Consider the following 12,711-nt stretch of genomic DNA (forward strand, 5'->3'; position numbering starts at 1 on the left):
CCATCATCCAGGCCTCACTCCCGCCCCTCGGCCTCAACTCCCGGACGACCATGCTCGTCGGCTTCGGGGTGAGCGCCGACCGCGGCCGGTTCCGCCACAACGCCGCCACCGACTCCATATCCCTGCACTGGCCCCTGGGCGGCGACGCCCACAGCCACCGCAGCATCCAGCGGCGCGTTGACAAGGTGTCCAAGGGACTCGGTGTCCTCACGGACACGAACAGGCACCGCGACCCGCCTGATGTACAGGTCCACCGACTCGGCCGGACAGCCCGTCGCCGTGACCGGCGCCTACATCGAACCCTCGGCAGCCTGGAAAGGCATCGGACCACGCCCCCTGGTCGCGGTGGCCTCGGGCACCATGGGACAGGGCGACCAGTACGCCCCGTCCTTCGCCCAGCCTGTCGTGGTCGCCGATACTGTCGGCGCCGACGACTCCTTCACCGCAGGCCCCCCTCCACCGTCTGACGCCACTCGGACACCTCGGCAGTCGCCTCCGCGAACTGACCCTCGACCCTCCGCAGCCTGCCACCCGGCGCGCGCGCCGTAGGAGGCCTGCGGCCCGACGTCGTCGGGCCGCAGGCGGGCGAGGTGGGCGCGCAGGCAATAGTTGCTGCTCGCCCCTCCAGGCGGAGTCGCTGCCTGTCCCGGTGCCTGGGTGCGCCGTACCCAGGCACGACTCGTCCCGTCCACCAGTCCGCCAGTCCGCCAGTCCGCCAGTCCGCCAGTCCGCCAGTCCGCCAGTCCGCCAGTCCGCCGAGGCTCCCGGTGATCACGCACGAACGACAAGGAGCGCATGGCGAGACACCGGTCGGGGCCGTCGGCCACTCCGCGTTCCGCGCCCGGCATGCCGTGGTCCGCCGTACGTCGAACGCCTGGAGAGATGAGTGCACCGATAGCCGTTCACCGCCCGCCCCTCCCCCACGGACGGCCCTCGGGTCATCGTCCGTGGGCGGATCGCCGGACTCGCCTTCGAGGACCAGGACGCCGCCGAGTTCCTGCGGCGGGCCGGGCTCCCGTGACGCGCAGAGGGCCCGTCACGGGTCAGCCGGCTGTCGGGTGCCAGGCGGCCTCGGCAGCCTCGACGGTGGGGTGGACGGGGAAGACCTGGTCCAGGCCGACGACACGGAAGATGCGGCTGACGCGGTCAGGGACCGCGGCCAGGACGATGGTCGCGTTCGCGGCCAGGGCATGGTTGCGGGCGGCGATCAGGACAGTGATGCCGCTGGAGTCGCAGAAGGTCAGGCCGCCGAGGTCGAGGGCGAGTTGCCGGCCCGGCTGCAGGTCTGTGGCGAGCAGCGCGGTGCGGACATCGGGGGCGCTGTGGTGATCGAGATCCCCGGTGAGTTCGATGACCGCTCCGGCGGTGGTGGTGCGGGTGTGGACGCTCAGTCGCTGGGTCACTGCCGCTCTTCACTGGGGGATCGGGGCACGTTGATGGCCAGGACGGCGGTGTCGTCGTCCACACCGGTGCCGAAGGTGTCGAGCAGGTCGCGGACCGCGTCGACAGTCGCTGTGGCGGTGGTGGGCGCGAGGGCGCGGCCGAAGTCGAGGAAGGCGTCGTCGCCGTAGCGGTCCCCGCCGCCTGTGATTGCGTTGACGTGCGCCTCGGTGAGTCCGTCGGTGTGTAGGAGCAGGGTGTCGCCCGGGTCCAGGCGCAGGGTGGTGGTGGTGATGTGGGCGTCGGGCAGGACGCCGATGAGCTGTCCGCCGGGGGTGTGCAGGAAGTCGGCGGTGCCGTCCGCGCGCATCAGGAGGGCCGGGGGGTGACCGCCGCTGGCCAGGGTGATCTGGAAACCGCCGCGATCGGGGTCGGGGGTGAGCAGACCGAAGATCACGGTGCAGAAACGGGGGTCGGTACCGTTGTACTCGTGGTTCAGCACGGTGTTGAGGTTGCCCAGGACGGCAGCGGGGTCGGGGTTGTACACGGCGGCGGCCCTCAGTGTGTAGCGGGCCAGGGAGGTGACGGCCGCGGCGGCGGCGCCCTTGCCGCACACGTCTCCGAGGAAGAGGCCCCAGGTGCCGGCTGCGAGGGGGAACAGGTCGTAGAAGTCGCCGCCCACCTCGTCGACGGAGGCGATGTGGTAGTGCGCGGAGACGTCCAGGCCGGGCACGTTCGCCAGGGCCGGCGGCAGCAGGGTCTTCTGCAGGGTGGTGGCCAGGGTCTGGAGGCGGTCGCGTTCCCTGTCGGCTTCCTGGCGAGCACGCAGGAGCTCGGTTTCGTAGGCCCGGCGGTCGCGGGCGTCGAAGATCGTGGTGCGGACCAGGAGAGGCTGGCCGTCGCTGCCCGTCTTGACCGTCGAGGTGATCAGGACCGGCAGACGGGTGCCGTCGGCGGCCTTCAACTCAAGGGCGACGCCGCTGATCTCGCCCTGCATCCGCAGCATGGGGGCGAAGTGCGTCTCGTGGTAGAGCCGGCCGCCCACGCTCAGCAGATCGGAGAAGCGCTTGCGCCCCACCAGGTCCTCGCGTTGGTAGCCGAGCCAGCCCAGCAGGGTGGTGTTGATCTTCGCGATCCGGCCGTCCAGCAAGGTGGAGACGTAGCCGCAGGGTGCGTGCTCGTACAGATCTTCCGCGCTGTCTTCCAGCAGGGCGGAGAACTGCGCCTGCTCCTGCGCCGGCCTGTCCTCTTCCTTCGGTGCGCCATGCTCTTCGTCGTTTGCCCTGCTCATCACCGGGTGGCTCCCGCGAAGGCGGCGATCGCCACGGCGGTCTCCTCCGGGGCTGCGAGCTGCGGGCAGTGCCCGGTGGCGTTCAGCGTGACCAGCCGGCTGCCCGGTATCTCCGCGTGGACGAACGCGCCGACCCCCGGTGGGGCGATGGCATCGCTGGAGCACTGAGCCACCAGCGTGGGCACGCCGACCCGGGCGAGGTCGGCGCGGTTGTCGGAAAGGAACGTCACCCGGGCGAAAGCCCGCGCGATGTCAGGATCTGTGCGGCAGAAGCTGCTCGTCAGCTCCTCACCCAGCTCCGGCCGCTCCGGGTTGCCCATGATGACCGGAGCCATCGCACCGGACCAGCCCAGGTAGTTGGCGTCCAGCGACTCCAGCAGCTCGTCGATGTCCTCAGCACTGAACCCACCCCGGTAACCCGTGCCCGGGTCGTCGACGAAACAGGGTGAGGGAGCGAGCAGGACCAGCCCAGCGAACGCCTCCGGCTTCCACGCGGCGGCCAGCACGCCCATCATGGCGCTCACCGAATGCCCCACGAACGTCACCGGCCCCAGCGCCAGCTCCTGACACAGCTCCAGCACATCGTCGGCATACCCGTCCAGCGAGGAGTACCGCTCCCGGTCCCACGCGGACAGGTCCGACCTCCCCGCACCCACGTGATCGAACAGCACCACCGTGAAGTCGCGCTCCAGCATCGGCACCACCATGCGCCACATGTTCTGGTCGCACCCGAACCCGTGCGCCAGCACCACCACGGGCCCACCGGCCCGCCCGGTCACCCTCACATGATTCCTGCTGAGCACGTCCATGCGGCACATCGTCGCAGACAGCTGCCCCGCCGCCCCCCCTTCTGCTCGACCCGTCGGCGACGCCGAGTTCGGCGGCGCGGGCCTGGGTCTGTTCGTCTCCGCTTCCCGCTCCGGGCGGCCACAGCGCCTCTGACCGCCCGGGCGACACCGCCTGGCTCGTAGGGCGGGCGGGGGGCTGATGCCGCGCAGATCCGCTCAGCGCCGGGTGTCGGGCGCGGGGCCGGCCCAGACCTCTGGAGAGCACGACGATCAGTGCGCTGACGCAGGCGAGAACATCAGCGCGAGAGTCAGACCCGCGCGCACGGGAAGGTTCTTCCAGGCCGACCGTCCCTCAGGCTGGCACAGGGCGCTCGGCAGGCCGACGATCCCGGCACCGTCCTGCTTCCCCCGCTGGTCTAAAGCTGGTCTACAGCTGGGTGACCGCGTTGGTGAACACGTCGCGGGCCGAGCCGGGCGCGACCATCACCAGCAGTAGGCGTCCGGGAGGTTGCCTGACCGGTGTATGGAGAACCCCGCCCTCCGTATCGTGACCCCAGGGGCGCACGGCCCGCGCGCCAAGCCGAGGACCCTGGTGGATCCCCGGCATCGGCGTCGGGTCAGCCGTGCTCCTGGCTCGCCTGGTCGCGGGACTGGCGGGCGGCGTCCTTGCCCACTTCCCGCAATCCCGTGGCCGCCTCCCGGCCGGAGGTCTGTGCCTGCTGCTTGGTGGCTTCGGTGGCGCTCCGCGCCGTGTCCTTCACCGATTCCACCGCTTCGGTCGCCGGCTGGCGCATGCCTTCCTTGAGGTCCTGCGCGACGTCCTGCGCTGTCTCCTTGGCGGGCTGCAGCAGTTCGTCCGAGTGCTCACGCAGCTGAGAGCCGATCCGCTCCTCAGCCTTCGACGCCGGAAGCAGGGCCGCGGCAAGCATTCCGGCACCGAACGCGATCACCCCCGCGGCCAACGGGCTGCCCTGGGTCTGCCTGATCACCTGATCCGGGGCGTCCCTCACGGATTGGCCGGCCCGACCGGCGGTGTCGCGGACAGCGCCCGGGGCCTGAGCCGCAGCGTCACCCGCGCTCTGCGCGAGATCCTGGGCCTTCTGCCCGGCCTCGCCCCCTGGGGTGCGGTCGGCGGATCCCATCACACGCTCCTTCAAACCAGACAGCCGGTGGTGAGCCGCGTCCGCCTTGCGCCGCGCGATCTTCGCTGGTGCCGCCTTGTCCGCGAGGCGATCCACGTCGTGCGCCAGGCGCGCCCGGCTCTCTTCCACCTCGGTCTTCAGTGCGTCCGGGTCCGTGCCCATCGGGCATCCTCCTTCAATGTTTCCGCGGTCCGTTCGGGCTTCACCTGAACCGCCCTCATACGTTTGCGGCCCACCATGAAGAGCACACCGCCCAGTGCCGCCCAGAATCCGGTGACGATGAGCGCGGCCCAGGCGAGGTCGACGATGTGGGCCAGTCCGAAGATCGCGGCCAGGCTGCCCATCAGCAGCATCAAGTGGCCCGCGTACCCGGAGCCGGCGAGCATGCCGCCCGCCTTGCCCGCCTTGGTCGCCTCTTGCTTGAGCTCGGCCTTCGCCAGTTCGATCTCGCCACGCACGAGCTGGGTCAGATCGTCACTGATCTCGCCCACCAGTTCCCCGACGGACGGGTCCGGTGACTGGGCCCGGTGGGAGCCGGACGGACTGCCGTCCCGGGGGGCGGTGGCGTTCTGCGGAGAGAAATCGGCCACGATGTCAGCCCCCTTACGGCTGTCCCGGATCAGGGTTCGGATACGCGTCCCCCACAGGCGGCGGTCCCGAGGGCGCAGGCGAGATGGACCCGCCGTACGACGGCGTGGGCCGCGCCTGCTCGTAGGAATCCGCCGGCTCCTGTGCGGCAGGCTGCCCGTTTCCCTCGGCTGCCTCCAAGGGACGGTCACCCCGTGTGCCGTTCATTGTGCTGCCCGCGGATTTCGCACCTTTGGCGAGACGAGCCGTCGCGAAACCGGCCAGAGCAGCACTCGCGAGAAACACGCCGGGGCGCCGGCGCGCGAAGTCCTGCACATCACGGACAACTCCTTGCGGGCCGCCGTCCTCCAGCCTTTCCGCCATACTGTGGCCGCGATCTGCCACCTGCCGCACTGCTTTCGTAGCGGGAGAACTCGGCGCACCGCTTTCCCCCATGGTGCCCAGTTCATCGGCCAGGGCACGCACGCCCTGAGCCAGGCGCCGCGTCTGGGACTCCGCCTGATCCTGCAGTTGATCTCGCAGTTCACCCGCCACGTCCTGGACCTGCGACGCAGCCTCAGCCGCCACGTCGCCTGCCCGCTCCTGGGCGGTCCCGGCCACATCAGCCGCTTTCGCGCCGACAAGGCCGGCACCCTCCCCGGCCTTCTCCTGCGCCGTCTCCTTCACCGCCGCAGCCGTGCCGCCGTCCGCTCCCTTCGCACCACCGAAGTCACTCACCATTCCTCCCTCAAAAGAGCATGCACCTGACATCCAGCGTTCTGTTCACAACGGCCACTTTCCATGATGCCGAGCCGATCCGGAACGCGCCACCGGCCAGGCCGGGCGCCCACACCCGGAACCCATTGCCTGCTCGAATAGCCGTCGAACTCGCTTCCCCGCAATACTCGCGGCCGGCATGGGGGCGACTCCGGGACGCGCCCGGCACGCTGTGACCGGCGTTGAGGCGCACCGCGAAGAGACGAACGCGTTATGGCTATTCACCGCCTCTCCCCCACAGGCGGTCGGTGTTCGCCGAGGACGGGCGGATCGCCAAGATCCCCCACCTGCTCGCCGTCGTCCTCGACCCCCGCAGGGACAACATCTACCGGCGCCAGACGCACAGGCAGATCACTGTCGGCCGCCGCTTCGGATTCATGAGGGGCATGGACGACGTGCAGCTCACCGCGGACGAGATCAACGACCTGCTCGGTGGTGATGACCACGGCGCTGGATGGGACGAGGCAGGCGGTTACGAGTGGGTGCGCTGATCTCCGGACCGGCAGCGCCGCGTCCAGTTCGTTCGGCGATGACGGAGTGTTCGTCGGGCCTGAGGCGCCGAACCGCTGCCGCCCGGCACGAATTGTTCGCGCTCGAAGCACTCCGTGCTCGGGAAGTCGACGCCGTACCCGGACGGGGAGGCGGTTGCCCTCCTCGTCGGTCGACAGACGGCCCGACCCTCGGTCGGTCGGGCCTGAGCGCACACGGTCATGCCGGCCGCACAGGGCCGTCTCTGCCTGGTCGAGTCCCTCAAGCGACTCGACCAGGCGGAGAGGAACATCCTCAAACGGTGTTACTCGCCACGGCCTTCGGAGTAGCCGTAGCCCTTGGCGTCGTCGTGGCCCTTGGCGTCGTCGTGGTTTTTGGCGTCGCCGTGGCCCTTGGCGTCGCCGTCACCGTTGATGCAGGTGTTGCCGAAGGCCGGGTTCAGCAGACCGATGACGTTCACGGAGTTGCCGCACGCGTTGATGGGGACGTGGATGGGGATCTGGACGACGTTGCCGGACAGCACGCCCGGGGAGCCGTAGGCGATCCCCTGTGCGCCGGCGTCGGCGCTGGCCGCGCCCGCACCGGCGAATACCAGGGCACCTGCAGCCGCGGTCAGAACTGCCGCGCTTCCGAGCTTGAACATGAGGTCTCCCGCAGAGTGTGAGTGCTGCCGCCTGGATGGGCAGCTTCGACCACGATGCGGGTTCATCTCCCTCGCGGCCTTCGACGCGCCTGCCCATGGCCGCCAATCCCCTCAATGGTCGCGCCTCACGGGGTGGCCACAGCCGCACACGCGTGCCGATGCCGGCGGCTGCCTCGCGACGGCGAGAGGATTTCGGTGCCGGGGGGCGGGAGGGTGCCCTGGATGAGAGAGAGCGGCAGGAGCGCTTCCCAGCCATGCAGTCGTATGGCGACGAATGCCGTTCCATCGCGGCGGACCTCCAGGCCACGGATGTCAGTGGGCTGCCAATCGGCGCCGTTGTGGTCCATGGCTCATGATGACGGGCCGGATCGCTCTTGCCCGGTTCTGACACGGCCGAGCCCTGCTCGAGCGCCCCCGGCGCGCTTCGGCCCCGGTCTCTGGCCCCGGTCGCCTGATAGATCACATGGCAGGCGTGCGATCGGCAGCGACCCGCTGGTCCGCGAGCTGCGGACCGAGCCGGGTAAAGCCGCCTACAGTCGCCTCAAGGCCATCGTCGAACCCGTATTCGGTCAGATCATGACCGGCCGCCGGCTCCTCCTGCGCGGGAGGACGAAGCCCGCGGCGAGTGGCGACTGCCGGCCGCCTGCCACGACCTCCGCAAGATCCTCCGGTAGGCCGGACTCGCCGTCCCCGCCGGCTGACCAGCTGGGCCTCCCCGGCCCCGTCTCGGAATTGCCAAGCCACACATCCGACGGGAAGGCCCCGCCACAACCTCGCACATGCCGGCGGGGCGACCGCGACCGATCCCGTCCATCACGGCCGGCAGGCTGCTTACTCGTCACCGGCCCATGTTCCTACTGTGCGAAAAGCGGGGGCGAGGGCTACGGGGCGACCCTGGCGCCCGCTGGTTGCAGGGGTCAGTAACCGTCGGGGGCGAGGACGTCGACGAGCCGACGAAGCCGAGTGCCGGAATCATCCGGCACTCGGCCCTCAGACGTCTCGCGTCACGGCCTGCGCGCAAGTGTCACGGGAGTACCCACTTCTGGTTGGAGCCGGTATGGCAGCTCCACAGGTGGACGGCGGTGCCGTCGTTCCATACTCCGCCGGATGCGTCGAGGCACTTCCCGGACTGCGGGTTGCGCATCGTACCGTCCGCCTGGGGCTGCCAGGTCTGGGAGGCGGTGCCGTTGCAGGTCCACAGCTGGACCTTCGTACCGTCGGCGGTCCCGCCGTTGTCCACGTCCAGGCACTTGCCCAGGACGCGCAGGGTGCCGTCACCGGGGACCGTCCACCGCTGGGCGGCTGAGCTGTTGCAGGTCCACAGCTGGATCTTCGTACCGTCGGCGGTGCCTCCGTTGTCCACGTCGAGGCACTTCCCGTTCACCCCCTTCACCTCACCCGTCCGGGACACCGTGCCCGGCAGCTGGTTCATGGTGTACCAGGCCTCGGTACTCCACAGTTGCTCGCCGTCGCTCGAACTGAACGGGCGGGCCGAGCGCACGTGCACGACCCGGTCGGCCTTGAGTCCCGGGACGGCCAGAGTCACCGTTCTGCGGTCGGTGGACAGGGTGGCCGAGCCGGCCGTGAGGGCTTCCTCGTCGACCTTGGGGCCGCCGTACTCCGCGGTGGGGACGTACCGCCACTGCTTGATCTTGTACCGTCCGGCCAGGTTCGCCGCGGTCTCCGTCGACACCGGCTGGGTGTACTCCAGGGCGAACCCGCCCGGCACGGCGCGCATCGCACGGATGTCGAATGCGTCGGTCCCGTTGGGCGCCAGCTTCTGCAGACCGTGGCTGAGTTTGCCCTCCTGGCCCCAGTTCCCGCCCGCGCCCAGACCGCCGGCGTAGATCGCGCCGTCCGGTCCGACGCTGATCCGGGTGACACCGGCCTCCAGTCCCTGGGTCAGACGGAACACCGCCCCTTGGTACTCGCCGCCGACCTTCTCCAGGAATCCGCGCTGGATGCCGCCGTAGGTCACGTCACCGAAGATCATCTGTCCGGCGAAGGGGCCGTCCTTCAGCTGCAGCGGTGTGCTCGGGGAGTTGGCTATCTCGTTCTGCGGCAGCCACAGCACCGGCTTGGTCACCGGCCGGGAGTCGAAGGGGCCGTCCGGGTTGGTGTAGTGGTTGAAGAAGCGGTCCTGCTTGATGTGGACCAGCTTCGACGACGGCAGCCAGCCGCCCTGGTTGTCGGTGACGAAGATGTCGCCGTCCGGGCCCCAGCCGATGCCGTTGGGCGTACGCAGACCACCGGCGACGTGGCTGACCGCCCCGGTCGACTTGCTGATCTTGAGTGTGGTGCCGCGGTTCGCTGCCGGCTGGGGGTCCGTGGTGGCACCGCCGTAGTTGATCGAGACCGACAGGTTCAGGTAGAAGAACCCGTCCTTGTACAGCAGGCCGAAGGCGAACTCGTGGAAGTTGTTGCCGAAGGGCCAGGTGGCGACCCGGCGGTACTGGTCGGTGACCTCGTCACCGTTGGTGTCGTTCAGTTCCGTCAGCTCGTGCTTCTGCGACACGTACAGCTTGCCGTCCACGTACTTGATGCCCATGGGCTCCTTGAGGCCGGACGCCACCTTCTTGTAGGTCACCTTGTCCGGACCGGTGGCCCCTGTGACGTTGCTCAGCAGGTACACCTCTCCGGTCGTGTTGTTGCTGCCGCCCCACGTGGCCACGGCCAGGCGGCCGTCGGGCAGCCAGTCCATCGCCGAGACCTGCGGCTCGAAGCCGCTGGGCCGCAGGTTCGTCAGGGTGTAGTTCGGGTGCACTCCGGTCAGCGGCAGGCCGTCGCCCGGTGAGTCGGCTCCGCCTTCGCACTCCTTGCGGCCCGGTGAGGTGACCCGGACCACGTCTGCGTCGGTGCTGAGGACGGAGTTCGGTACGACGGTGAAGCCCGAGGCGCCCGGTGGCCTCCAAGCCAGCGTCACCTGCTGGCCGCCGGCGCGCTCGAAGTGGTCGATGCGCAGGGTGTGCTGGCCGCTGGTGAGGTCGACCGCGCCGTCCTTGGGTTCCGAGCCGTGCACCCCGTCGTGCGAGATGACCGGCTTGTCGTCGATCAACAGCCGGGAGCCGTCGTCGCTCGTGAGCCGGAACGTGTAGATTCCGGCCGCCGGTGCGGCGAGGTTGGCAAGGGTCTGCGAGACGAAGTTGGAGGCCAGCCCGAAGTCGGCGTCCGTGGACCAGTCGATGACCGGCATCAGCCTGTCGACGTTCGGGGTCTGTCCCGGCTTGAGGGTGCAGATCTCGTTCAGCGGCGCCTGGACGTCGAAGACGCGCAGGGTGACCCCCGGTTCCTGCGGGGGCAGAGGCGCGGCGGCCGGGGCGGCCGCGACGGTGGGCGACAGCAGCCCGGATCCAAGTAACGACGCGATGAGCGTGCCGGCCAGACGTCTGCCGAGCTGGTGGGAGAACAGCCGTGGATACACGTAACCTCCTGTTCGGTCCCCGGGCAGGGGAACGATGCGGGTGTGCGGGAGATCCACCGCTGCCGGAGCGCGCCGTCGCACCGGACACGGAGATATGCCAACGGGATCCATGAAGCCTGGACCGTCGCGTGTGACACCGTAGGGACTTTCGGTAGGGCCGTCCATACTTTGTCACCGGTGTGTGGAAAGTTGCGCTGAGGTTCCTCCTTGATCAGAAACCCATGGGCCTCCCGCCCAGGATGCGGCGGACGCGCGGGCCGCCGAAGTGGCCCTGGCCGATACGCGCATAGGGCCGGTTTCGGATTTCTCCGAAACCGGCCCTTCTCTGACGCCGAAGACGACAACACCGAGCCCGCACCAGCCACCGACAGCAACGAGGACACCCGTCACCACAAGCACCGTCGGAGTACTACCAGCTAGTAGCACCCCCATACACCGGGCTTGCCGCGTTCGAGAACACGTTGCTTGCACTTACCGGGGTAGTTGCAGCAGACGCCCCCCGGGCAGCATTCGTCACAGCAGTTGTCGCCGCACGCGGTCTTCCCTCCCGTGCAGCAGCGCGAGCGGGAGGCCGTGGCCTTGTCCTGGTCGCAGCAGCCCTGGCCTGTACACACTTCGTCAGGCTCGCAGCGCCGGTTCGACGGTCCGCAGACCTGATCCCGGGGAACGCATCCCTCGTCGTGGGTGCATTCCTCGTGCGCCTTGCAGCGCCGGTTCGACCGGTAGCAGATCTGATTCTGCGGAACGCACCCCTCGTCGGTGCACACCTCGTCCATCTTGCAGCACCCGAAGGGCGGGCAGGTCGGCCTGGGCCAGCAGCGTTCGACGGTGCCGTTGGCGCACACCTCTATGTCCGCCCAGTACGCCGTACCTTCGCAGCAGCGCATTCCGGGGTGAAGGCAGCTGACGTTGCGGCCTCCGTCCGGACGCACGGGACCGATACACCGTTCGGTGCCCTCGTAGCAGCAGTACTCCTTCCCGTCCACCATGAAGGACTCGCACCGTGGAAGGGGCGGGGAGTTGCACGTGTGCCGGCACATCGGCTCGCATTCGTAGCGCAGCCCGCCTCCCTCGCCGCTCATACAGTCGTCCATGCATTCGGATTCACAGTCCGCGAGCCGGACCCCGAACCCCACGCCCGTATCGCCCGCGCCCGCTCGGTATTGCTTCGTGGTTCGGTACAGCGCACTCTCCGCCGTAGCCACCGGCACGAACATCGCGCGCCTCACTCTCCCGGCCGTGCTACCGGTCGTAGTAGGGAGACAGTTTGGTGATCAGGTGGGGGAACACCTCCTCGACGTCCACCCGGACGAAGAACTTCTCCGTGACGTCGGTCTTCCGGTCGGTGAACGAGAAGATGACGTCCAGAACCCTGCGCACCCCGCTCAGACGGGATGGGCGGGTTTCGATGGCCGTCAGCGTGGCGCCGGCGGCATGGGCCTCGGCACACTTCGCGTAGATGCTGGGATAGCGCACCGCCAGGTAATTGACCGCACGGTGTTCATCGGAGGAACCCGCGTTGTCAGCGATCTGGATCACTCGCTCGAAGAGTTCCCCTGCCGTCGCCCGGAACTGTTCCTCCCCGATGTCCTCCGGTCTTGGCAAGGATTCGACGAACGTGGTCGGGCTGAAGGTGTAGATCTGCTCGAAGGCCACCAGCGGCAGCATCAGACCGTTGCAGTGGTCGGGCGGAGCCAACGGGCCCCGGAGACCGATGACGACATGGAGGTCCGTCGACCGAGGGGCCTCGTGGAGGGCCTCGATGAGCTGCGGGAAGTCTCCTGGATCGCGCGGGCGCAGCAAGTACGTGTCGAGCCCCTGAATCGTCACCACGTAGCACAACTGCCTCGCGAGGTAACGGTTCCGCGGTTCGGAAAGCACGGCCAACAACGCCTGGCGGTCAGTCAGGTCGGCGGTTTCGGCGCGGCCCGTCGCCTGGGCGAACTCCTTCTCCACCCCCAGGCTCGGCATGCGCGGTTCGATCCGGCCCACCATGTACACGAATGACGGGTACACCTCGGCGCCATGGCTCACCGCCTCGGTCGTGACGGCGCCGTGGCCGCATGTCGTGCACGGGTGGTGGACCTCGTTCTCCGCCACCTGCGGGGGGTCGGGAATCACCTCGGGGGACGGTGATCCCATTGCGTCCTGCGGGGACAGCCCCTTCTCCTCCATGAGGTCTGTCCTCCTTTCTGGTCGCGTACTGAACGTCC

Annotated in this window: 10 protein-coding genes and 1 pseudogene; 2 read left to right on the forward strand and 9 right to left on the reverse strand. The window is 69.0% G+C overall.

Going from position 1 to position 12,711, the window contains the following annotated elements; translation table 11 throughout:
• Positions 1-1,043: 1,043 nt before the first annotated feature.
• The 6 genes from ACFWVP_RS22830 to ACFWVP_RS22855 form a co-directional block, all read right to left on the reverse strand.
• On the reverse strand, positions 1,044-1,403 hold the full coding sequence (locus ACFWVP_RS22830) for an STAS domain-containing protein (protein ID WP_384499228.1): 360 nt from the start codon (positions 1,401-1,403) through the stop codon (positions 1,044-1,046).
• Positions 1,400-2,671 carry a PP2C family protein-serine/threonine phosphatase gene (locus ACFWVP_RS22835; protein WP_384499229.1) on the reverse strand — a complete coding sequence of 424 codons (1,272 nt, stop codon included), beginning with the start codon at positions 2,669-2,671 and terminating at the stop codon, positions 1,400-1,402. Before ACFWVP_RS22835 ends, ACFWVP_RS22830 begins: the two co-directional genes overlap by 4 nt.
• Positions 2,671-3,480: an alpha/beta fold hydrolase gene (locus ACFWVP_RS22840; protein WP_384499231.1), complete on the reverse strand. Its 810-nt coding sequence runs from the start codon at positions 3,478-3,480 to the stop codon at positions 2,671-2,673. The genes ACFWVP_RS22835 and ACFWVP_RS22840 overlap by 1 nt, the downstream gene beginning before the upstream one ends.
• A 596-nt stretch (positions 3,481-4,076) precedes the next feature.
• The gene (locus ACFWVP_RS22845; protein WP_384499233.1) at positions 4,077-4,763 is read right to left on the reverse strand and encodes a DUF3618 domain-containing protein; all 687 of its coding nucleotides are present in this window, start codon (positions 4,761-4,763) and stop codon (positions 4,077-4,079) included.
• Positions 4,739-5,191: a phage holin family protein gene (locus ACFWVP_RS22850; protein WP_384499234.1), complete on the reverse strand. Its 453-nt coding sequence runs from the start codon at positions 5,189-5,191 to the stop codon at positions 4,739-4,741. The genes ACFWVP_RS22845 and ACFWVP_RS22850 overlap by 25 nt, the downstream gene beginning before the upstream one ends.
• Before the next feature lie 13 nt (positions 5,192-5,204).
• The gene (locus ACFWVP_RS22855; RefSeq protein ID WP_384499236.1) at positions 5,205-5,909 is read right to left on the reverse strand and encodes a hypothetical protein; all 705 of its coding nucleotides are present in this window, start codon (positions 5,907-5,909) and stop codon (positions 5,205-5,207) included.
• Between the two features lie 284 nt (positions 5,910-6,193).
• Between ACFWVP_RS22855 and ACFWVP_RS22860 the strand changes: the two genes are divergently transcribed.
• Entirely contained in the window at positions 6,194-6,436 is a 243-nt protein-coding gene (locus tag ACFWVP_RS22860) for a hypothetical protein (RefSeq protein ID WP_384499237.1), read from the forward strand.
• 302 nt (positions 6,437-6,738) lie between these two features.
• Here the strand turns inward: ACFWVP_RS22860 and ACFWVP_RS22865 are convergent, their stop codons facing one another.
• Positions 6,739-7,077, reverse strand: a complete 339-nt coding sequence (locus ACFWVP_RS22865) for a chaplin (RefSeq protein ID WP_384499238.1) — start codon at positions 7,075-7,077, stop codon at positions 6,739-6,741.
• A gap of 498 nt (positions 7,078-7,575) precedes the next feature.
• Between ACFWVP_RS22865 and ACFWVP_RS22870 the strand changes: the two are divergent.
• Positions 7,576-7,751 (forward strand): annotated as a pseudogene (locus tag ACFWVP_RS22870) (transposase); the annotation flags it as partial.
• A 350-nt stretch (positions 7,752-8,101) separates the two neighbouring features.
• Here the strand turns inward: ACFWVP_RS22870 and ACFWVP_RS22875 are convergent.
• Positions 8,102-10,498 (reverse strand): lectin, encoded by a 2,397-nt coding sequence (locus ACFWVP_RS22875; protein ID WP_384499240.1) that lies wholly within the window; start codon positions 10,496-10,498, stop codon positions 8,102-8,104.
• Positions 10,499-11,740: 1,242 nt separating this feature from the next.
• Entirely contained in the window at positions 11,741-12,673 is a 933-nt protein-coding gene (locus ACFWVP_RS22880; protein WP_384499242.1) for a hypothetical protein, read from the reverse strand.
• Between the last annotated feature and the right edge of the window lie 38 nt (positions 12,674-12,711).

This window comes from Streptomyces sp. NPDC058637, assembly GCF_042717325.1.
Taxonomy (GTDB): Bacteria; Actinomycetota; Actinomycetes; order Streptomycetales; family Streptomycetaceae; genus Streptomyces.